The 20,042-nt window shown below is 55.4% G+C and carries 21 protein-coding genes; 2 read left to right on the top strand and 19 right to left on the bottom strand.

The genetic code is table 11. The features are described from left to right. Nucleotides 1–2: 2 nt before the first annotated feature. From atpD to ACFWUB_RS10540, 14 genes are all read right to left on the bottom strand, one after another. On the bottom strand, nucleotides 3–1,421 hold the full coding sequence (gene atpD, locus ACFWUB_RS10605; protein ID WP_020310709.1) for a F0F1 ATP synthase subunit beta: 1,419 nt from the start codon (nucleotides 1,419–1,421) through the stop codon (nucleotides 3–5). Between the two features lie 40 nt (nucleotides 1,422–1,461). Continuing rightward, on the bottom strand, nucleotides 1,462–2,325 hold the full coding sequence (atpG, locus tag ACFWUB_RS10600) for an ATP synthase F1 subunit gamma (protein WP_416183944.1): 864 nt from the start codon (nucleotides 2,323–2,325) through the stop codon (nucleotides 1,462–1,464). Nucleotides 2,326–2,328: 3 nt separating this feature from the next. Next, complete coding sequence (gene atpA / locus ACFWUB_RS10595; RefSeq protein WP_416183943.1) at nucleotides 2,329–3,864, bottom strand: F0F1 ATP synthase subunit alpha; 1,536 nt, start codon at nucleotides 3,862–3,864, stop codon at nucleotides 2,329–2,331. Next, nucleotides 3,864–4,430 carry an ATP synthase F1 subunit delta gene (gene atpH, locus ACFWUB_RS10590; protein WP_014016845.1) on the bottom strand — a complete coding sequence of 189 codons (567 nt, stop codon included), beginning with the start codon at nucleotides 4,428–4,430 and terminating at the stop codon, nucleotides 3,864–3,866. Before atpH ends, atpA begins: the two co-directional genes overlap by 1 nt. 4 nt (nucleotides 4,431–4,434) lie before the next feature. Continuing rightward, nucleotides 4,435–4,932 (bottom strand): F0F1 ATP synthase subunit B, encoded by a 498-nt coding sequence (atpF, locus tag ACFWUB_RS10585; protein ID WP_014016846.1) that lies wholly within the window; start codon nucleotides 4,930–4,932, stop codon nucleotides 4,435–4,437. 38 nt (nucleotides 4,933–4,970) lie between these two features. Continuing rightward, nucleotides 4,971–5,228 carry a F0F1 ATP synthase subunit C gene (atpE, locus tag ACFWUB_RS10580; RefSeq protein WP_014016847.1) on the bottom strand — a complete coding sequence of 86 codons (258 nt, stop codon included), beginning with the start codon at nucleotides 5,226–5,228 and terminating at the stop codon, nucleotides 4,971–4,973. A gap of 41 nt (nucleotides 5,229–5,269) precedes the next feature. Beyond that, nucleotides 5,270–5,941 (bottom strand): F0F1 ATP synthase subunit A, encoded by a 672-nt coding sequence (atpB, locus tag ACFWUB_RS10575; RefSeq protein ID WP_020723725.1) that lies wholly within the window; start codon nucleotides 5,939–5,941, stop codon nucleotides 5,270–5,272. Nucleotides 5,942–5,960: 19 nt separating this feature from the next. Beyond that, nucleotides 5,961–6,329, bottom strand: a complete 369-nt coding sequence (locus tag ACFWUB_RS10570; RefSeq protein WP_020310706.1) for an ATP synthase subunit I — start codon at nucleotides 6,327–6,329, stop codon at nucleotides 5,961–5,963. 20 nt (nucleotides 6,330–6,349) lie between these two features. After that, a complete protein-coding gene (locus tag ACFWUB_RS10565) occupies nucleotides 6,350–6,625 on the bottom strand; it encodes an AtpZ/AtpI family protein (RefSeq protein WP_020310705.1) in 276 nt (91 codons plus the stop codon). Nucleotides 6,626–6,803: 178 nt separating this feature from the next. Further along, the gene (gene wecB, locus ACFWUB_RS10560) at nucleotides 6,804–7,952 is read right to left on the bottom strand and encodes a non-hydrolyzing UDP-N-acetylglucosamine 2-epimerase (protein WP_416183942.1); all 1,149 of its coding nucleotides are present in this window, start codon (nucleotides 7,950–7,952) and stop codon (nucleotides 6,804–6,806) included. A gap of 39 nt (nucleotides 7,953–7,991) precedes the next feature. Beyond that, nucleotides 7,992–9,029, bottom strand: coding sequence for a glycosyltransferase family 4 protein (locus ACFWUB_RS10555; protein WP_020310703.1), 1,038 nt, complete (start codon nucleotides 9,027–9,029; stop codon nucleotides 7,992–7,994). A gap of 27 nt (nucleotides 9,030–9,056) precedes the next feature. Continuing rightward, the gene (locus ACFWUB_RS10550) at nucleotides 9,057–10,415 is read right to left on the bottom strand and encodes a PFL family protein (RefSeq protein WP_020310702.1); all 1,359 of its coding nucleotides are present in this window, start codon (nucleotides 10,413–10,415) and stop codon (nucleotides 9,057–9,059) included. 11 nt (nucleotides 10,416–10,426) lie between these two features. Continuing rightward, nucleotides 10,427–10,699, bottom strand: a complete 273-nt coding sequence (locus ACFWUB_RS10545; protein ID WP_014016854.1) for an ACT domain-containing protein — start codon at nucleotides 10,697–10,699, stop codon at nucleotides 10,427–10,429. A 120-nt stretch (nucleotides 10,700–10,819) separates the two neighbouring features. After that, a complete protein-coding gene (locus tag ACFWUB_RS10540) occupies nucleotides 10,820–12,457 on the bottom strand; it encodes an alpha-D-glucose phosphate-specific phosphoglucomutase (protein ID WP_416183941.1) in 1,638 nt (545 codons plus the stop codon). A 177-nt stretch (nucleotides 12,458–12,634) separates the two neighbouring features. Between ACFWUB_RS10540 and ACFWUB_RS10535 the strand changes: the two genes are divergently transcribed. Both ACFWUB_RS10535 and ACFWUB_RS10530 read left to right on the top strand, forming a co-directional pair. Next, the gene (locus ACFWUB_RS10535) at nucleotides 12,635–13,390 is read left to right on the top strand and encodes an exodeoxyribonuclease III (protein ID WP_292106119.1); all 756 of its coding nucleotides are present in this window, start codon (nucleotides 12,635–12,637) and stop codon (nucleotides 13,388–13,390) included. Nucleotides 13,391–13,414: 24 nt separating this feature from the next. After that, complete coding sequence (locus ACFWUB_RS10530; protein ID WP_020310699.1) at nucleotides 13,415–13,918, top strand: hypothetical protein; 504 nt, start codon at nucleotides 13,415–13,417, stop codon at nucleotides 13,916–13,918. 376 nt (nucleotides 13,919–14,294) lie between these two features. On the opposite strand, the gene ACFWUB_RS10525 is transcribed toward ACFWUB_RS10530, so the two are convergent. From ACFWUB_RS10525 to lepA, 5 genes are all read right to left on the bottom strand, one after another. Beyond that, on the bottom strand, nucleotides 14,295–16,196 hold the full coding sequence (locus ACFWUB_RS10525; protein WP_020310698.1) for a glutamine synthetase: 1,902 nt from the start codon (nucleotides 16,194–16,196) through the stop codon (nucleotides 14,295–14,297). Between the two features lie 164 nt (nucleotides 16,197–16,360). Continuing rightward, on the bottom strand, nucleotides 16,361–16,807 hold the full coding sequence (locus tag ACFWUB_RS10520; RefSeq protein ID WP_416183940.1) for a GatB/YqeY domain-containing protein: 447 nt from the start codon (nucleotides 16,805–16,807) through the stop codon (nucleotides 16,361–16,363). 26 nt (nucleotides 16,808–16,833) lie between these two features. Then, on the bottom strand, nucleotides 16,834–17,013 hold the full coding sequence (gene rpsU / locus ACFWUB_RS10515) for a 30S ribosomal protein S21 (protein WP_020311403.1): 180 nt from the start codon (nucleotides 17,011–17,013) through the stop codon (nucleotides 16,834–16,836). Nucleotides 17,014–17,111: 98 nt separating this feature from the next. Next, complete coding sequence (hemW, locus tag ACFWUB_RS10510; RefSeq protein ID WP_416183939.1) at nucleotides 17,112–18,236, bottom strand: radical SAM family heme chaperone HemW; 1,125 nt, start codon at nucleotides 18,234–18,236, stop codon at nucleotides 17,112–17,114. After that, the gene (gene lepA, locus ACFWUB_RS10505) at nucleotides 18,233–20,035 is read right to left on the bottom strand and encodes a translation elongation factor 4 (RefSeq protein ID WP_416183938.1); all 1,803 of its coding nucleotides are present in this window, start codon (nucleotides 20,033–20,035) and stop codon (nucleotides 18,233–18,235) included. The genes hemW and lepA overlap by 4 nt, the downstream gene beginning before the upstream one ends. Between the last annotated feature and the right edge of the window lie 7 nt (nucleotides 20,036–20,042).

Genomic DNA, 20,042 nt, shown 5'->3' with positions numbered 1-20,042 from the left:
GACTATTCCCCTTTCAGTGTCTTAGCCTTTTCGTATGCTTCTTCGATATTGCCTACCATGTAGAAGGCCTGTTCCGGCATGTCGTCGCATTTACCGGACAAGATTTCCTTGAAGCCTTCGATGGTTTCTTTCAACGGCACATAGCGGCCCTTCTGACCGGTGAACTGTTCAGCGACGGCGAAAGGCTGGCTGAGGAAACGCTGTACCTTACGGGCACGGGCAACGGTCAGCTTATCTTCTTCGGACAGTTCGTCGATGCCCAGGATGGCGATGATATCCTGCAGGTCTTTGTACTTCTGGAGAATTTCCTGGACGGCACGGGCCATGTTGTAATGGTCATCGCCGATGACGTGGGGATCGAGGATACGCGACGTCGAATCGAGGGGATCGACGGCCGGGTAAATGCCCAGTTCGGCGATTTCACGGGCCAGGACGGTCGTCGCATCCAAGTGGGCGAAGGTAGCTGCCGGAGCCGGGTCAGTCAAGTCATCGGCCGGGACATAGACAGCCTGGACCGACGTGATGGACCCGTCTTTAGTCGACGTAATGCGTTCCTGCAGGGCGCCGACGTCGGTACCCAGTGTCGGCTGGTAGCCAACGGCCGACGGGATACGGCCGAGCAGAGCCGAAACTTCGGAGCCGGCCTGGATGAAACGGAAGATGTTGTCGATGAACAGCAATACGTCTTTGTGTTCTTTATCGCGGAAGTATTCTGCCATGGTCAGACCGGTCAGGCCGACGCGCATACGGGCTCCAGGCGGTTCGTTCATCTGGCCGTAGACGAGGGCCGTCTTGTCGATGACGCCGGATTCCTTCATTTCGTTCCAAAGGTCATTGCCTTCACGCGTACGTTCGCCGACGCCGGTGAAGACGGAATAGCCGCCGTGGCCGGTAGCGACGTTGTGGATGAGTTCCATGATGAGGACGGTCTTGCCGACACCAGCGCCGCCGAAGAGGCCGATCTTGCCGCCTTTGGCATAAGGGCAGATGAGGTCGACGACTTTGATCCCCGTTTCAAAGATTTCCGTTTCCGTCGCCTGGTCCTGGAATTTCGGGACCGGACGATGGATAGGCCAGTAATCATCGGCTTCGACTTTAGCGTCGACTTTATCGACAGTCTGACCGAGGACGTTGAAGATACGGCCCAGGACACCTTTGCCGACGGGGACCTTGATGGGACCGCCCGTATTTTCAGCTGCCATGCCGCGGACGAGGCCGTCCGTCGAGTCCATGGCAACGCAGCGGACGACGTCGTCGCCCAAGTGCTGCATGACTTCTACAACCAGGTCGATCTTCTGGTCGCCTTCGCCACCGGTGATATGGATGGCGTTGTAAATGGCGGGCAAATCTGCTTCCGAGGCAAACCGCACGTCGACGACCGGGCCGATGACCTGGACTACTTTCCCAATATTATTACTCATGAAGAGGTACTCCTCTCTTTCAGAATGATCGCCAGGCGGCTTACTGCAAAGCGTTGGCGCCGCTGACAATTTCCGTCAATTCGTTGGTGATGCCAGCCTGACGGACTTTATTGTAGGTAACAGTCAATTTGTCGATCAGTTCGCCTGCGTTGTCCGTAGCCGACGTCATGGCCGTCATACGGGCACCGAGTTCGCTGGCAGCGGACTGAAGGAGGCTGTTGTAAATGAACAGATCCAGATACTGCGGCAGCAAGGCGTCGAGGACGAGCTTCGGATCCGGCGCGAAGAGGTATTCTTCCCGCGGGCCCCCTTCCTGCTGGCCTTCCTTCTGGGTAATGGGCAGCATCTTGACGATTTTCGTGTCCTGGGACAAGGCCGATTTGAAGTGCGTATAAATGACGTAGACTTCATCGACTTCGCCAGCCAGGAATTTCTGCGTCGCCAAGTGGGCAATCTGCTGGGCGTGGCTGAACTGGGGCTTATCCGAAAAACCGGACCACTTCTTTTCCGGTACCAGGTGCAAGTGCTTGAGGTACTCAATGGGCTTACGGCCGGCGACGAGAAGCATCGATGCGTCGCGGGGCTTGTCCTTGAGGACCGAGACCATGGCCTTGTTGACGTTGGAATTGAAGGCGCCAGCCAGGCCTTTGTCCGAACCGATGACGATGTAGCAAGTCTTCTTGACTTCATCATGCGGCGTGAACAAGGGATTGCCCGCATCGGGAGAAGCTGCAGACAGGCGCTGCAGCATGCCTTCCATTTTTTCGGTATACGGGGCGGTAGCCAGTGCCCGATCCTGTGCACGGCGCAGTCGTACGGAGGAAACCATCTTCATGGCCTTAGTGATCTGCTGGGTATTGGTGACGGATTTAATACGTCTGTTTATTTCGCGTGCACTCGGCATAGCTTATTCCTCCTCTTTGATCAGTTCGTGAGAAGCGCCGTACTGCTTGGTGTATTCAGCGATAGCCTTCTGCAGCGTAGCTTCTGCGTCTTTGCCGAGTTCCTTCGTCGATTTGATGCTTTCGCCGACTTCCGGATAGTTACTGTGCATGAACTTGATGAAGCCGTCAGCAAACTGAGAAACTTCTTCAACCTGTACAGGCATGAGGTAGTTCTTGACGGCCAGGTAAATCTGCATGACCTGGTCTTCGACGGGCATCGGCTGATACTGCGGCTGGATGAGGAGCTGCATCGTCCGTTCGCCGGCGTCGATCTGGGCTTTCGTGCTCTTATCGAGGTCGGAGCCGAACTGGGCGAAAGCGGCCAATTCGCGGTACTGGGCCAGGCTCAGGCGGAGGGTACCGGCGATTTTCTTCATGGCCTTGATCTGGGCGGAGCCGCCGACACGGGAAACGGAGAGGCCGACGTTGATAGCCGGGCGGATCCCGGAGTTGAAGGCTTCTGTTTCCAGGAAGATCTGGCCGTCTGTGATGGAAATGACGTTAGTCGGGATATAGGCCGACAAGTCACCGGCCAGGGTTTCGATGATCGGCAGGGCCGTAATCGAGCCGCCGCCGAGTTCATCGGACAACTTGGCAGCGCGTTCGAGGAGACGGGAATGTAAGTAGAATACGTCGCCCGGGTATGCTTCACGTCCTGGCGGACGACGGAGGAGCAGACTCATGGCGCGGTAAGCCTGAGCGTGTTTGGACAAGTCATCGTAGACGCAGAGGCAGTCCTTGCCCTGGAGCATGAAGTATTCGGCCATGGAAACGCCGGAATACGGGGCCAGGTACTGGAGCGGTGCGCCGTCGGAAGCCGTAGCGGCGACGACGATGGTATAGGCCATAGCGCCGTGTTCTTCCAGGGTCCGGACAACGCGGGCAACGGTCGATGCCTTCTGGCCGATAGCGACGTAGACGCAGATGACGCCTGTGTCCTTCTGATTCAGGATGGTATCGATGGCGATGGCCGTCTTGCCGGTGCCACGGTCACCGATGATGAGTTCACGCTGGCCACGGCCGATAGGAACCATGGAGTCGATAGCCTTGAGGCCTGTCTGGAGCGGTACCTTGACCGGCTGGCGGTCGGCGATGCCGAAAGCCTTGACTTCGATGAGGCGTGAATCTTTGGTCTTGATTTCCCCTTTGCCATCAATAGGTATCCCCAAGGGGTTGACAACGCGGCCGACCATGGCTTCGCCTACAGGGACACGCATGACGCGGCCTGTACGGCGGACGGTGTCGCCTTCCCTGATGAGGGCGTCATCGCCGAGCAGTACGGCGCCGACGTTGTCTTCTTCCAGGTTCAGGGCCATGCCGTAAACGCCGTGAGGCAGTTCCAGCAATTCCCCGGACATGGCTTTGTCCAAACCGTAAATGTGGGCAATGCCGTCCCCGACTTCCAGAACGGTGCCGACGTCGTCGACATTCATTTCCACATTATAATCTTCGATTTGTTTCTTGATTATAGCCGTTATTTCTTCTGGCTTCATTTTCATTATTCGTCCGTCACCCCATTCGTCACGTCAGCCTGGAGCAGTTTATGCTGCATATCGCGCAGCTGCCGCCGGAGGCTGCCGTCTATTAGTTTGTCGCCGATCTGGATGACCATGCCGCCGATGAGCGACGGGTCGACGTAGTACAGCGGTTCGATGTGCTGACCCGTCATGGCTTCCAGGCTGGCAACCAGTTTCGTTTCTTCTTTCTTGGACAGTGGTTTGACGACGCGGATCTTGGCCACTTCGATGTGCTGGGCCTTGCGGGCCAAATCGATGAACCCGTCAATGGCAAGCAAGAGGGCCGCTTCCCGGCGCCGGTCGATCATGACGTACATGAACTGCAGGACGATCGGCGATAGGCTGTCCTTGAAAATCTTTGCAAGTGTGTCTTTTTTAGACTGCGGCGGTACGAGGGGATGATTCAGGAATTTCCACAAATCGGGATTTTCCTGGAACGTGTCCCGTACGCCTTTCAGTTCTGTTCCGAACTCGGTAAGCTTCTTCTGTTCGCTGGCGATGTCGAACATCGCCTGGCTGTATTTGCTATAGATCGTTTCGGGTATCATAAGATCAGTTCCCCTTTACGCGGTGCGTCTGGAGCTGGTCGATGCAATCGGCTACCAGTTTGGCGTTCATGTCAGGATCCATGTTTTTCTGGAGCAGTTTTTCTGCCACAGCCATGGACAGTGTGACTACTTCATTACGCATTTCCCGGATAGCCGCTTCCCGTTCGTTGGCAATTTCCGTCTGGGCGATCTGTTTTTCCCGGGCGATCTGGGCGCGGATGGCTTCCAGCTGGGCCTGGGCTTCTTTGTCGGCCTGCTTGACAGCTTTGTCGACAATGGCCTGGGCTTCAGCACGGGCATCGCGGATCTGGGCTTCATAGTCGGCTTTCATCTTTTCAGCCGTTTCCCGGGCTTTGGCTGCGTTGTCGAGGTCCGACGCAATCTTGTTGCGGCGGTCTTCCAGGACTTTGAGCAGCGGTTTATAAGCGAACTTTGCCAGAATGGCAACTAACACGAAGAAGTTGATGAACTGGAACAGCAAGGTACCATTAATACTAACCAATGTACTTCCCTCCCCGGCTGTATATTAGAATCTTCGGATTAGAGCAGGCTGACGAACGGATTGGCGAAGACCAATACGATAGCGATGACAGCTGCGATAATCGGCATGGATTCGATCAGGCCGATGGAGATAAGCATGTTGACCAGGAGTTTGCCGCCCATTTCCGGCTGGCGGGCCGTACCTTCAAGCATCTTCGATGCGGCATGGCCGTCACCGATAGCAGCGCCGAGAGCTGCCAAACCAATACCTAAGCATGCACCAAATGCAGATAATGCCAATACGAGAGCTTTTTCCATAATAAATAACCTCCTAAGTTGTAACGGTATCTGAGCTTTTCTTAGTCTTCCGTAAAGGACGGTGCCAGATACGATGTAGTCAGAATGGTGAAGATGAATGCCTGGATGAGGCCGATGACGAAGCTAAAGAGGATCCAAATCATCGGGATGGCGACAGGCACGAGGAAGTACAGGACTTCCAACAGGATTTCACCGGCCAGGATGTTGCCAAAGAGACGGAAGGCCAGTGTCAACGGTTTGGTGATTTCTTCCATCAGATTGATGACGACAAACGGCGCAAAGGGTTCGAAGAAATGCTTGAAATGCTTTTTGAACCCCTGGTTCTTCAAGGCCATGAAGTGGACCATAAAGGAAGAAACCAGTGCCAGGGCGACAGTCGTATTCAAATCATTCGTCGGCGAAGCCAGGACATGCGGATTCGGCAGCATGCCCAATTCGTTGGCGAAGAGGATGAACAGGAACATCGTCAGCAAGACCGAAACGACCTGGCCGTATTTCGGCCCCAACGTTTCCTTGAACTGATCGAGCAATGCTTCGATGACGATTTCCATGGCGTTCTGAAGTCCTGACGGGACGAGGGACCGGCCCCTTGTCGCAGCGACAGTGACGATAATGACCAAAGCCGCAACCAGCCAGGTCATCATGAGCGTATCCAAGTTGACATTCAGACCCAGGAGCTGGACGACCATATGATGCCCTGCATGTAATTCCATACGCAATACCTCCTTTCCTTTACCGTCTGAGACGCGCAGTCAGTACATCTGCGAAGACGAGGACGCGGTACGAAAAGATACCGGCCACGGCAGCCCCCAGGGAAATGGACGGGAACTGCAGGATGACGATGACGGCCAGGCAGATGAAGACCAGCCGGAACACGGCACCGCCGCGGATGAATGACGCCGCCTGCCCAGGCGGCAATTTTAAGGCCCGTACCGAACGGCTGCTGAGCATGAAGAAATAAACGATGTTCAAGCCGCTGCCGATACACCAGCCACTTATGTACTGCCACCAGCCTCCTAGAAAAAGGACGGCCGTGACGATACACGTAAAACCAACGAGCTTGTATATTGTTGCCTTTACATAAGCATAAAACGCTTCCATAGGCTATCCTCCGTGACATTTCACTTGCGCAGATGCCGGCCATGGCGCGCCTCGTCCTGCTGATAGGACAAGGCTTTTTTATATAAGGTCCAGAATCCGGAGATGGCACCGATGAAGGAAAAAAGAATCAATCCCCACGGCGACGTCCCGGCATGGACATCGATGAAGTGCCCTATGGCGACGCCGACACAGATGCAGACGAAGAGAGACAAACCTAAGGAACCGGCAATGACAACAATATCCCAAAGCCTCATGTGATTTAATTTGTCATCGTGAGGATCATCATGATGTCTCATACTACATACACTCCTGCTCGGGCGATGGCAGTTTTCCATAATCGTTTGGTATAGCAGTTATATACTGCCAGCAACGATTATTGGCTTATTTTAGCACGGAAAATCTGGAAAATCAATACAAAATTTAAGAAAATCAAACGTTATAGCTAAAAGCAATTCTCATTATAGCTACAAATAATCAAGCCTGGCTGAAATCGTCAGGAAGGGTCCCTTCACCGGCAAAATCATGGAGAATAGCCTGGACGATGCGCTGCGAAGCCTTGCCGTCGCCATAGGGATTGACAGCGTTGCTCATGGCATCGTAAGCGGCCTGGTCGGTCAGGAGCCGCTTCGTTTCGGCATAGACGACATCCTTGTCCGTGCCGATGAGGCGTACCGTGCCGGCTTCGACGGCTTCAGGCCGTTCGGTCGTATTGCGCAGGACCAGGACAGGCTTGCCGAGAGACGGCGCTTCTTCCTGGATGCCGCCAGAGTCGGTGAGGACCAGGCTGCTCAGGCTCATGAGATTGGCAAAGGGTTCATATTCCATGGGGTCGATGAGGTGGATGCGGTCGACACCGGCCAGTTCCTCTTCGACGACTTTGCGCACCAGCGGATTACGGTGGACAGGAAAGACGATTTCCGTATCGGGAATCTCTTCGATAATGCGGCGCAGGGCCTTATAGATATGGCGCATCGGTTCACCCAGGTTTTCCCGGCGGTGCGTCGTCAGGAGGATGACCCGGTGGTTATGGAAATCGACGTCCTTCAGGTCGTCGCCGAAGTCATAGTCGCCGGCAACGGTCATCATCAAGGCGTCGATGACCGTATTCCCCGTCACATAAATATGAGAAGGATTTACATTTTCCTTGAGCAGATTGGCCTTGGCCGTCGCCGTCGGTGCGAAGTGGATGGCTGCGATGGCACCGGTCAGCTTGCGGTTCATTTCTTCCGGGAAGGGCGAATAGATGTCCCCTGTCCGCAGACCGGCTTCGACGTGGCCTACCGGGACCTGCTGGTAGTACGAGGCCAGGGCGCCGGCAAAGGTCGTCGTCGTGTCGCCATGGACCAGGACCAGGTCGGGCTTTTCCTTGGCCAGGACATCTTTCAGGCCCATGAGGGACTTGGTCGTAATGTCGTACAGCGTCTGCCCCTGGGACATGATATCCAGGTCATAGTCCGGTGTAATCTGGAAGAGATCCAGTACCTGGTCGAGCATCTGACGGTGCTGGGCCGTAACGGCGACGATGGTCTGGATCCGGTCGGCATGTTTCTGCAATTCCAGTACGACAGGGGCCATCTTGATGGCTTCCGGCCGCGTACCGAATACAGTCATTACCTTGATCATAATAAAAAAACCTCCTTATAAGACAACCGATTCCACCCACTACTGTTTGTGGGTAGAATCGGTCGTTGATTTGCGCAATATGCCAATGCGTTTTGCCGAATAAATGATGACGGCAAGAACGACCAGGACAGTCACGATACCCGTCTTATAGCTCACGTTGGCTACAAAGAGGGCTACGATGCCGAGAATCATGCTGACAAAATACATTATTAATACGGCTTGCTTCTGTGTCATGCCCAGAGCCAGCAGGCGATGATGCAGGTGCCCCTTATCAGGCTGGAAAATCGGAACGCCGCTCATCTTGCGGCGGATGATAGCAAACGTCGTATCGAGGATCGGCAGACCCAGGGCGATGATGGGTACGACGAGAGCCACGGTGGCTGCCGTCTTGACCAGGCCTAAGACGGCGGCGACGGACAGGGTATAGCCCAGGAGCATACTGCCCGTATCACCCATGAAAATCTTGGCCGGGTTGAAATTGTACTGCAAGAAGCCCAAAGCCGCCCCGGCCATGGACACGATGACCAGAGCCGGCAGGAACTGGTTCAGGTTATAAGCCAGGAGGAACATCGAAATCGATGCGATGAAGGCGACGCCGGCTGCCAGGCCGTCAAGACCATCGATGAGGTTCACCGTATTGGTAAAGCCGATGATCCAGAAAATCGTCACGGGAATGGCAATGATTTCTGGCAGGACGATGATATCACCAAAAGGATTGGTCAGCCATTCGATCTGGATGCCAAAGGCGATGGGGATGCAGGCGGCCAGGATCTGGCCGACGAGCTTGACCTTGGCCGGGATATTGCAGATGTCGTCCCAGATGCCGACGGCGACGATAGCCGTGCAGCCCAGGAGCATCCCGACCAGTTCATGCTGCAAAGGCACGCAGAACAAGACGGCTGCCATGAAGCCGATATAGATTGCCAGCCCGCCGAGCCGCGGGATGACATGAGTATGTACCTTTCTTGCATTGGGCCGGTCCACGGCGCCGATCTTGATAGCGAGTTTCTTGACGCTCGGCGTCAGGAGATAAGAAACGACTAATGCAATTACAAAGGGTACAACATATTGGAGCACAACACACGCCTACTTTCCATTAATCTATCAGTTCGTCAGACTGCGCATGGGCGCCGGGATGCGGCCGCCGCGGGCAATGAATTCATCTGACTTGTATTTATTGACATTGATGATCGGGCAATGGCCGAGGAGGCCGCCGAATTCAACATTGTCGCCGACGTCCTTGCCCGGTACGGGGATGACGCGGACGGCCGTCGTCTTGTTGTTGATCATGCCGATAGCCGCTTCGTCGGCGATGATGGCCGAAATGGTCGAGGCCGGCGTATTGCCGGGGATGGCGATCATGTCGAGGCCGACCGAGCAGACACAGGTCATGGCTTCCAGTTTTTCCAGGCTCAGGCTGCCGCGGCCGACGGCTTCGAGCATGCCCTTGTCTTCACTGACAGGGATAAAGGCGCCAGACAGGCCGCCGACGCGGGACGAAGCCATGAGGCCGCCCTTCTTGACGGCGTCGTTGAGGAGCGCCAGGGCTGCCGTCGTGCCGCAGGCACCACAGCTTTCCAGGCCCATTTCTTCCAAAATCGATGCGACGCTGTCGCCGACTGCCGGTGTCGGAGCCAAGGACAGGTCGATGATGCCAAAGGGCATGTTGAGGCGCTTCGACGCTTCCATGGCGACGAGCTGGCCGACGCGGGTAATCTTGAAGGCCGTCTTCTTGATGGTTTCGGCGACGACGTCAAAGGGCTGGCCTTTGACCTGTTCCAGGGCGACTTTGACGACGCCCGGGCCGCTGACACCGACGCTGATGCACGAATCCCCATTGGTGACGCCGTGGAAGGCGCCGGCCATGAAGGGGTTGTCTTCGACGGCATTGGAGAAGACGACGAGTTTGGCGCAGCCTAAGGCATCCTGGTCCTTCGTCCGTTCGGCCAGGTCCTTGAAGACGCGGCCCATTTCGGCGACGGCATCCATGTTGATGCCGGCCTTCGTCGAGCCGACGGCGACGGAACTGCAGACGAGGTCGGTCACAGCCAGGCTTTCGGCGATGGAGTCGATGAGGATGCGGTCGCCTTTGCTCATGCCCCGTTCGACCAGGGCCGAGAAGCCGCCGATGAAGTTGATGCCGATTTCTTTAGCTGCCTTGTCGAGGGTCCGGGCGATGTCGACGTAACTCGTCAGGTCGCTGGCCCCGGCGACGAGGCTGATGGGCGTCACGGAGACGCGCTTATTGATGATGGGCACGCCGTATTCGCGGGAGATGGCTTCTCCCGTTTCGACTAAGTGTTCACCGTATTTCGTGATTTTATCGTAAATATTGTTGCACAAGGTCTTGCCGTCGCTGGCGCAGCAGTCGAGGAGGCTGATGCCCATGGTAATGGTGCGGACGTCAAGGTTGTTCTTTTGAATCATCTGATTCGTTTCAAGTACGTCTTGGATTGTCAGCATATCATTTCTCCTTAGCCTACACGATGCATTGCGTCAAAAATAGCCTGGTTCTGCGCCCGGATTTCAACGCCGAGGGCATCGCCCTTCTGTTTGAGCAAATCCTGTAAGGTATCTAAGGTAATATCGGAATTATCCATGTCCACGATCATGGCCATGTTGAAAATGCCATCTAGGATGACCTGGTTGATCGTCAAGATATTGACTTTATTTTCTGCCATAATCTGGCTGACGGCGGCGATGATACCAGTGCGGTCCACGCCAACTACGGTGATTACAACTTTCACAGCTGTCCACTCCTTTTCGTTATTAAATTCCATGCTTCCCTATTATAGCACAGGTAGCGTACTGAATTCCACTGTCTGCATACGAAATGATAGAATTGACGACAAACTTGCAACTCTGAGCTATTTATTCAATGCCTTGCTGATGAGGGCCTTGCCTTCTTCCAGGAGCTTGCCGGCCTGGTCGGGCGAAACGAAGCTTTCAGCGTATAATTTGTACAGGTCTTCGGTGCCGGACGGGCGGGCGGCGACCCAGCCGTCGTCGGTCGTGATCTTGACGCCGCCGATGGCGAAATCACCATACGGGGACTTGGAGAGGACGGCCGTAATGGGGCTGCCGCACAAGGTCTTTTCCGTGACGTCGGCTTCGGTGAGGGCGCTGATCTTGTCTTTTTCTTCCAGCGTCGCCGGTGCATCGCTGCGCATGGTGTACGGCCGGCCCAGTTTTTCACAGAGGTCGTTGTAATATTCGATGGGCGATTTGCCCGTGACGGCGCGGATTTCAGCGGCCAGGAGGCACATGATCATGCCGTCCTTGTCGGTCGTCCAGACGCTGCGGTCCTTGGCGATGAACGAGCCGCCGGCACTTTCTTCGCCGGAAAAGGCGATCTTGCCATCTATATAGAGGGGGCCGAAATATTTGAAGCCGACCGGGACTTCATAGAGCGGGATGTCCAGGAGCTTGGCTGCCCGGGCGAGCATATCCGTCGTGACGACGGTCTTGGCGATGCCCAGGCCTTCGAAATTGCGGTGCGTCATGAGATAATGGGCCGCGACGGTCAAAAAGGCGTTGGCCGAAATCATGCCTTCCGCGCCGGAGACGATGCCGAAGCGGTCGTAGTCCGGGTCATTGGCCAGGACGAGGTTATAGTCTGCGGCCTGGCCGGTGACGGCCGACATGACATAGGCCGACGAGCAGTCCATGCGGACCTTGCCGTCGTGGTCGTAATTCATGAAGGTGAACTGCGGGTCATACGTATCGTTGACGAAATCCAGGTCCAGGTGGTACGTGTCGGAAATCTGGTGCCAGTAGTTCATGCCCGACCCGCCCAGGGCGTTGACCAGGATGCGCAATTTAGCGTCGCGGATGGCGTCCATGTCGATGATGGAGTCCAGTTCGGCCACGTAGAGGCCCTTGTAATCATAAGGGACGACAAATGCGCTGTCCTTGGCCTGGTCATAGGCCATCATCTGGACGCCTTCGTTGTGGCCGGCCAGGAGACGGTTGGCTTCCCTTTCGATAGCCTTGGTGATATCCGAACCGGCCGGCCCGCCGGTAATGGGGTTATACTTGATGCCGCCGTGTTCCGGAGGATTGTGGGACGGCGTAATGATCAAACCGTCGGCCAGGCGTTCACCACGATGGCTGTTGTAGCGCAGGATGGCCCGCGATACAGACGGTGTCGGTACGAAATCGCCAACACTATCGACGTAAGCCGTGACGCCGTTGGCTGCCAGGACGGACAAGACCGTTTCATAAGCCAGTTTCGACAGATAATGGGTATCTTCGCCGACGAACAGCGGCCCTTCGGCGCCGAACTGCTTGCGGAAGTTGCAGACAGCCTGGGTAATAGCCGCCACGTGGTCCTGGGTAAAGCTGCCGTTGCCGGCCTGGCCGCGATGGCCTGATGTGCCGAAACGGACCTGCTGATGAGGATCCGCCACATCGGGATGCGTCGTATGATATGCCGCAGCGATGGCTTTCAAATCAATGTAGTCTTCTTTTCTTACTTTGGTACCTGCCAATTCATGTACTGCCATACTATCACCTGCTTCATTATTTTGACAATCGCACAGCGATTTTATACAATAAGGACGAGTATGCGGGGTTCCATCCCCCACTCCCCATGGCTGTACGTCATCATTGTTATAGTTTACATTCATTATAACAAAAAATGTATCAATATCCTAGATATATAAGGAAGAAAGGTGATTTGCATGACAAAATTTATTTCCTGGAACGTCAATGGCCTGCGGGCTGTCATGAAGAAAGGCTTCATGGATACGTTCCAAGCCCTCGACGCCGACGTTTTCTGCCTGCAGGAAACAAAGCTCCAGGCCGGCCAGATCGACCTGGACCTGCCGGGCTATGAACAATACTGGAACTATGCCGACCGCAAAGGCTACAGCGGCACGGCCATCTTCACCCGCCTGTCTCCCCTGTCCGTCCGCTACGGCATGGGCATCGACGAGCACGACCACGAAGGACGCCTGATCACCCTGGAATTCCCGGAATACTACTTCGTGACCTGCTATACGCCCAATTCCCAGAGCGAACTGGCCCGCCTGCCGTACCGCATGAAATGGGAAGACGACTTCCGCCAGTACCTGCTGGAACTGCACCGGGACAAGCCGGTCATCGTCTGCGGCGACCTCAACGTGGCCCACGAAGAAATCGACCTCAAGAACCCCAAGACGAACCATAAGAACGCCGGCTTCTCCGATGAAGAACGGCAGAAGATGACGGACCTCCTGGCAGCGGGCTTCACCGATACGTGGCGCCACTTCTACCCCGACGTGACGGGCATCTATTCGTGGTGGAGCTACCGTTTCAAAGCCCGTCAGAACAATGCCGGATGGCGCATCGACTACTTCCTGACTACGAAGGACCTCGACGACCGGCTGGAAAAAGCCGCCATATACACCGACATCACCGGCAGCGACCACTGCCCGGTCGGTCTGGAATTGAAATGATTTTTTCGCAAAGGAGCGATACGTATGTTAAAGAAATTGACCACAGCCTTACTGGCCTGCACGGCTTTTGCCCTGCCCCAGGCCTTCGCCTTGTCCGTCCTGCCCGAAGCCGGTGTCAGCCTCGGCGTCGGCACGAAAGAACAGTACGCCGAAGCCAAAGTCCTGCCGCGGACGACCATCGGCTATAAACGGGCCGACCGCGACCAGTACGGCAACCAGAACGACATCTATGCCAAATACAATGTCATCGGCTCGAAAGTCCAGCTCCTCGGCGGCTGGCGCAACAACATCGACGAACAGTCGAGCTCGACGTCCTTCTACGGCGGCATCGGCGTCGCTGCGCCGCACATCCTGGGCCTCCAGCCCTATGCGACCTACGTCAAGGGCTCGCACTTTGCCGAAGCCCAGGCCGGCCTCAATTACAACATCGCCTTCGGCTGGGGCCTGAACGTCAATTACCATAACTACATGCCCGAAGACGGCGACAACGAACACGGCGTCGGCGCCGGCGTGACCTTCCATTTTTAAAGGACGCAGTTCGCAGGCCGCAGTTCGCATTCGCAGGCCGCATCGTAAGTGCCGTCCCAGGGGCGGCAAAAGGCAACCTCTCCGGCCCTATGGGCCACCTCTCCTATCAGGAGAGGCTTAAGGCTCCCTTTATAGGGGAGCTGGCAGCGTAGCTGACTGAGGGGTTGCTTGTCATTATAAAAAAGGGCTTGTCGCACGAAGGCTTTTGCCATCATGTGATATCCCTTTCTCTTTATAGTTTGTAGTGTGGAGTTTGTAGTTTGTAGAAGCTGATTTTAAATTTTTTACCATTTGCTGCAAACTAAAAACTATAAACTTAAAACTCAAAAAGGAGCTGTCGCAATGCGACAGCTCCTTTTTACATCCAAACGATATATTAGAAAGCGTTATGAGAATATTCGTAGTACATGTCGGTGAGCTGATCCATTTTGTCGCTCATTTCGACCATGAGGTCCGATGCGGTATCGTAGTCGTCAGCAGCCAGGGCCTGTTTGATCTTGGAGAAGATGGACAGGCTCTTTTCGGTGTCGCGGCCTAATTCCGTGCGGAGAGCGTTAATCTTGGTCCAGCGTTCGACTTCGAGAGCATTGCTGTCGCCATCAGCATGGAGCTGTTCGGCAGCGATGACTTTCGAGAGGTTTTCCGGAATGATGCGGTACTGGAGTTCCAGTGCCCAGCGGCTGAGAGCGCCGAGTTTGAAGGATTCCATGATGCGTTTCTGGAAAGCGTCGCAAGCGAGGTCGTCCAGTTTTTCCGGATACGTCGTAAGGGCTTTGAAGTTTTCCCATACCGTACGCGGAGCTTTGCCGAACATGGCATTGCGTTCTTCGTCGCTGAAGTTTTCGAAGACGTCGACTTCGGAGCGGTATGCCCGGTCTTTTTCCAGGTAATCTGCGTCTTCTCCCGGTTTCTTGGAGAGTTCAGCCAGGAGTTCAGCCGTCGATTTGCCGCTGGAGAGAGCGTATTTGATGCCGTCCAGAGCGCCGAGGTAGCACATAGCGATGGCGATGTACGTATTGGTGAACGGGTTGGGAGCGCGGAGTTCGAAACGCGTAGCTGCCGGGCTGGTGATGTCACGGATGAGGCCGGCCAGGACGGAACGGTTACGAGTCGGAACGTCCGGTGTTTCGCCGCCGAGAGCCGTAACGATGCAGACAGGAGCTTCGAAGCCCGGTTTCAAGCGGTTGAGGGAGTCCGTCGTCGACGATACGAAGGGGTTTATGACTTCGTAGTGTTTGAGGATACCCATGATAGCGCCATAGCCGACGGCCGAGAGGAATTCGCTCTTCATGTCATCCGGGTTGAAGAGGTTGACGAATTTGCCATTCTTCATGATAGCGCCGATGCCGAGATGCGTATGTTCACCGGAGCCGGCAACACCGTGGATCGGTTTTGCCTGGAAGGTGACTTCGAGGCCGTTTTCGCGGAAGACTTCGCGGACGATGATACGGGCAGCGATTTCGTTATCGGCTGTCTGTACAGGGTCGCTGGCGTATTTCCAGTCGACTTCGAGCTGTTCGAGGACGAAGGTCAATTTACCGGAATCGTCGATCTGGGCTTTGACGCCGCCGACTTCTTTATGGCCCATTTCCGGTTCGAGGCCGTATTTTTCAAGGCGTTCGACGGTCTGTTCAAGCGCCGTGCGGACGACGCCGTGTGTACGCTGCCAGTACTGTTCCTGCATCTTCTGGGATGCCGACAAGAGGCGGGTAGCTACGTCCTGGCTCGGGGTCTTGACCCAGAATTCCAATTCTGTAGCCGTCGTGAAGACGATCTTTTCGATGTCATCAGGATTGATGGACGTGCCTTTGATGCCGTATTTCTTGACAAGAGCCAAAATCTGGTCGCCTACGTAGTCGCAGGTGTTGCGAAGGATGGAACGGGAGTCGATAAAGCCCGTAGCATGGCGGAGGAAGCTCGGGATACGGAGCGTACCGACGGGTTTGCCCGTTTCCGAATCGATATTGCCGTCATTGTAATCGACGAACCAGTCGACGCCGGGGTCGGCTTTGATGTCGACACGAGCATTGGACAAGGTAGCGATGCCCGGCAGGACAACGGAAGAACCGTCTGTCTGGAAAGCCGTAGCATTGAAGAATTTATCGTATTCATCGAAGAATACACTGATAGGAATCTTTTCGTCCGTATCGTTACCGGCGAGGTCGATGCCTACGAGAGATACAAATTTAATTTCCGGGTGCTGTTCGAGTAAAGCCAGCACACCTTCTTTACCATATTGACCTGCAGGGATTACATATACTAAATCATCTTTAGCCATCATGACTCCTCCTTTGGGTGAAAAAAAAGACTCCGCCCCTGTGGTTAAGGTTCGGAGTCTTCTTTGACTCTTGTTTCATGACCTATTTTATTTTCAAATCATGCTAAAATAATACAATCAATCAGTCTATTTGTCAATAGATTTTTTAGAAAAATCTAACAAAACTAATTATTTTGTAAAATTTCTCGAACAATCTGTGAAACAAGCTTGCCGTCGGCCTTACCTCTGACCTTGGGCATGACGAGCTTCATGACGTCGCCCATCTTGAGACCGCTCTGACCGGCAACGGCATCGTTGACGATCTGGTGGATTTCATCGGCTGTGAGCTGTTTGGGCATGTACTTTTCCAGTACGGCCATTTCGGCCTTCGTTTCTTCGACGAGGTCGCTGCGGCCTGCCTTTTCAAACTCTGCCAACGATTCCTTGCGCTGTTTCATTTCTTTGGCAATGACGGCACCGACGCCAGCGTCATCGAGTTCGCATTTGCCGTCGATTTCCGTATTGCGGATGGACGAACGGACCATGCGGATGACGGATAAAGCCGTTTTACCGGCTTCTTTGGCTTTCATGGCCGCTTTCATGTCCTGAAGCAGTTCTTCTTTAAGAGACATGCTATCACCCTTCTTACATTTGACGATTATGCTCTGTACTTCCGTTTCCGTGCTGCTTCGGATTTTTTCTTTCTCCGTACACTCGGTTTTTCGTAGTGTTCACGTTTCCGTACTTCGGAAAGAACACCTGCCTTTTGGCAAGAACGTTTGAAGCGGCGAAGTGCGCTGTCTAACGTTTCGTTTTTACCAACTCTGATTTCTGCCATTCTATTATCCCTCCCTCCAAGGTATGATAGGGAGTGCTTTTACTGCACACAATGAAATTATACTCAGATTAGTGTCATTTGTCAACAATTTCTGAGGTTCAGCGTATAAATTTACTGAATACATAATTGCCATATCCTAAACCGTCTTCACTGAGGCAGCAGCCCCGCTCGGTGCGTTCCAGGAGGCCCTGGCGGATGAGGCCGTCGATGACAGGACCGAAGTCGGCTTCGATGGATTTCCCGAAGCGTCTGGCATAATCGCCGTAATCGATGCCGACCCGGCGGCGCAGGGCCAGGAAGCAGTAATCTTCGACGGCCCGTTTGGCGTCGATGGCGACGGATTCGGCGACGACACTCTCCCTGCCGGCCTTATGGATATACGCCGGGATGTTGGCTATATTGGCCCAGCGCGTCGTCCCATCGAAGGAATGGGCCGATACGCCGAAGCCGATATAAGGCTCATAAGTCCAGTATTTGCTGTTATGGCGCGACTCGAAAGGCCCTTTGGCATAGCTGGAAATCTCGTAGTGATGGAAGCCATAACCGTGCATGGCGTCGTGGACGGCCTTCCCCATGGCTTCGACCGTCCCGTCAGGCGGCAGGTGCCATGTCCCCTTTTCCAGGCCCGCCTTGAGCTGCGTCCCGTCTTCGACGATGAGGCTGTAAATGGACGCGTGGACCACGGGCAGCTGGGAAAGGCGCTCTACGTCGCGGCGGACGTCGGCCAGGTGCTGGCCGGGCAGGCCGTACATCAGGTCCAGGGACAAATTATGGATGCCAGCCGTGTAGGCCGCCTGGATGGCCGCTTCGCCCTGGGCTGCCGTATGGACCCGGCCCAGAAAGGCCAGCATGGCGTCGGAAAAGGACTGGACGCCCAGGCTCAGGCGGTTGACGCCGCAATCGGCCAGAGCCGCGGCCTTATCATAATCGAGACTGTCCGGATTGGCTTCTATCGTGATTTCCGCATCGCTGGCAATGCAGAAGGTCTGCCGCAGGGTCTTCAGGATGCAGCTGACGTCGCCGGCTTCCAGCATTGACGGCGTACCGCCGCCGACGTAGACCGTATCAGCCCCTTCCCCGGTATAGGGCGAGGCCGCGATGTCCCGGCACAGGGCTTCGACATAGCCCTGGCAGTATCGCTCCAGGCCGGCATAGGACGGAAAGTCGCAGTACAGGCATTTATGGCGGCAGAACGGGATGTGGACGTACAGGCCCAGCGTCATTCTTCGTCGACTTTGAGGACGGCCATGAAGGCTTCCTGCGGGATTTCGACGGTACCGAACTGTTTCATGCGCTTCTTGCCTTCCTTCTGTTTTTCCAGGAGCTTGCGCTTACGGGAAATATCGCCGCCATAGCACTTGGCCAGGACGTCCTTGCGCAGGGCTGCCACGTTTTCGCGGGCAATGATCTTATTGCCCACAGCGGCCTGGATGGGGATCTGGAAGAGCTGGCGCGGAATGAGGCTGCGCAGTTTTTCGACCAGGGCGCGGCCGCGGCGGGCGGCGAAATCCTTGTGGACGATGACGCTCAGGGCGTCGACGACGTCGCCGTTGATGAGGATGTCCATTTTGACCATAGGCGAGGCCTGGTAGCCGTTGAGCTCATAATCGAGGGACGCATAGCCGCGGGTCGCCGACTTGAGGACGTCGAAGTAGTCGTAGAGGATTTCACACAGGGGCAGGTTGTAGATCAAAGAAACGCGCGTGTCGTCGAGGTAATCCATGGTGACGTACTGACCGCGGCGGTTCTGGGAGATTTCCATGACCGTGCCGACCATGTCCTTGGGGATGATGATCGTCGTCTTGACCAGCGGTTCTTCGATGTGGTCGATTTTGGTCATGTCCGGCATCTGCGACGGGTTGTCCACTTCGACCATGGTGCCATCCGTGCAGTAGACGTGGTAAATGACCGACGGCGCCGTCGTGATCAGGGACAGGTTGTATTCCCGTTCCAGCCGTTCGCGGACGACGTCCATGTGCAGGAGGCCCAGGAAGCCGCAGCGGAAGCCGAAGCCCAGGGCCGACGACGTTTCCGGTTCAAAGAGCAGCGCCGCATCGTTGAGGTGGAGCTTTTCCAGGGCATCGCGGAGGTTATCGTAGTCATTCGTTTCGACCGGGTAGAGGCCGCAGTAGACCATGGGCACGGCCTTGCGGTAGCCCGGCAGGGCTTCTTTAGCCGGATGGTCGGCCAAAGTGACCGTATCGCCGACGCGGCAGTCGCGGACGTTCTTCATGCTGGCTGCCAGATAGCCGACGCTGCCACATTCCAGGGACGGGACGGGATGCATCTGGGGCAGGAAGACGCCCGTTTCGATGACTTCAAATTCCTTGCCCGACGCCATCATGCGGATGCGCTGGCCCGGCTTGACGCTGCCTTCCATGATGCGGATGTTGGCGATAGCCCCTTTATAGGCATCGAAGTGGGAGTCGAAGATGAGGGCCCGCAAGGGCTTGTCCCCTTCGTCAGCCGGTGCCGGGATGCGCTGGACGATGGCTTCCAGGACCTTGTCGACGCCGTAGCCCGTCTTGGCGCTAATCATGATGGCGTCCGATGCGTCCAGGCCGATGCCGTCTTCGATTTCCTTGCAGACCCGGTCCGGGTCGGCGCTGGGCAGGTCGACTTTATTGATGATGGGAATAATTTCCAGATCGTGTTCCAGGGCCAGGTAGACGTTGGCCAGGGTCTGGGCTTCGACGCCCTGCGTGGCATCGACGATGAGCAGGGCCCCTTCGCAGGCCGCCAGGCTGCGCGATACTTCGTAGTTGAAGTCGACGTGCCCCGGCGTGTCGATGAGATTGAGCGTATACTGTTTGCCATCTTTGGCATCGTAAATGAGACGGGCCGACTGGGCTTTGATGGTAATGCCCCGTTCCCGTTCGAGATCCATCGTATCGAGGAGCTGGTCTTCCATTTCCCGTTTGGGCACGGTGCCGGTCATTTCCAGCATCCGGTCGGCCAGCGTCGATTTGCCATGGTCGATATGTGCGATGATTGAAAAGTTTCTGATATGATCTGTAGACACAGGAATC

It is taken from the genome of Megasphaera sp. (assembly GCF_047831605.1).
Lineage (GTDB): Bacteria > Bacillota > Negativicutes > Veillonellales > Megasphaeraceae > Megasphaera > Megasphaera intestinihominis.
Note: the sequence above shows the minus strand (reverse complement) of the source record. Positions and strands in the feature narration are given on the sequence as shown.

Bases quoted from the DNA above. Each gene is read 5' to 3' on its own strand.
- ACFWUB_RS10570 (WP_020310706.1), bottom strand. From the start codon at position 6,329: ATGGAAGCGTTTTATGCTTATGTAAAGGCAACAATATACAAGCTCGTT.
- ACFWUB_RS10535 (WP_292106119.1), top strand. From the start codon at position 12,635: ATGACAAAATTTATTTCCTGGAACGTCAATGGCCTGCGGGCTGTCATG.
- hemW (WP_416183939.1), bottom strand. From the start codon at position 18,236: ATGACGCTGGGCCTGTACGTCCACATCCCGTTCTGCCGCCATAAATGC.
- wecB (WP_416183942.1), bottom strand. From the start codon at position 7,952: ATGATCAAGGTAATGACTGTATTCGGTACGCGGCCGGAAGCCATCAAG.
- atpE (WP_014016847.1), bottom strand. From the start codon at position 5,228: ATGGAAAAAGCTCTCGTATTGGCATTATCTGCATTTGGTGCATGCTTA.
- ACFWUB_RS10540 (WP_416183941.1), bottom strand. From the start codon at position 12,457: ATGGCAGTACATGAATTGGCAGGTACCAAAGTAAGAAAAGAAGACTAC.
- ACFWUB_RS10525 (WP_020310698.1), bottom strand. From the start codon at position 16,196: ATGGCTAAAGATGATTTAGTATATGTAATCCCTGCAGGTCAATATGGT.
- ACFWUB_RS10530 (WP_020310699.1), top strand. From the start codon at position 13,415: ATGTTAAAGAAATTGACCACAGCCTTACTGGCCTGCACGGCTTTTGCC.
- atpB (WP_020723725.1), bottom strand. From the start codon at position 5,941: ATGGAATTACATGCAGGGCATCATATGGTCGTCCAGCTCCTGGGTCTG.
- atpG (WP_416183944.1), bottom strand. From the start codon at position 2,325: ATGCCGAGTGCACGCGAAATAAACAGACGTATTAAATCCGTCACCAAT.
- ACFWUB_RS10565 (WP_020310705.1), bottom strand. From the start codon at position 6,625: ATGAGACATCATGATGATCCTCACGATGACAAATTAAATCACATGAGG.
- atpA (WP_416183943.1), bottom strand. From the start codon at position 3,864: ATGAAAATGAAGCCAGAAGAAATAACGGCTATAATCAAGAAACAAATC.
- rpsU (WP_020311403.1), bottom strand. From the start codon at position 17,013: ATGGCAGAAATCAGAGTTGGTAAAAACGAAACGTTAGACAGCGCACTT.
- ACFWUB_RS10520 (WP_416183940.1), bottom strand. From the start codon at position 16,807: ATGTCTCTTAAAGAAGAACTGCTTCAGGACATGAAAGCGGCCATGAAA.
- atpH (WP_014016845.1), bottom strand. From the start codon at position 4,430: ATGATACCCGAAACGATCTATAGCAAATACAGCCAGGCGATGTTCGAC.
- atpD (WP_020310709.1), bottom strand. From the start codon at position 1,421: ATGAGTAATAATATTGGGAAAGTAGTCCAGGTCATCGGCCCGGTCGTC.
- ACFWUB_RS10550 (WP_020310702.1), bottom strand. From the start codon at position 10,415: ATGCTGACAATCCAAGACGTACTTGAAACGAATCAGATGATTCAAAAG.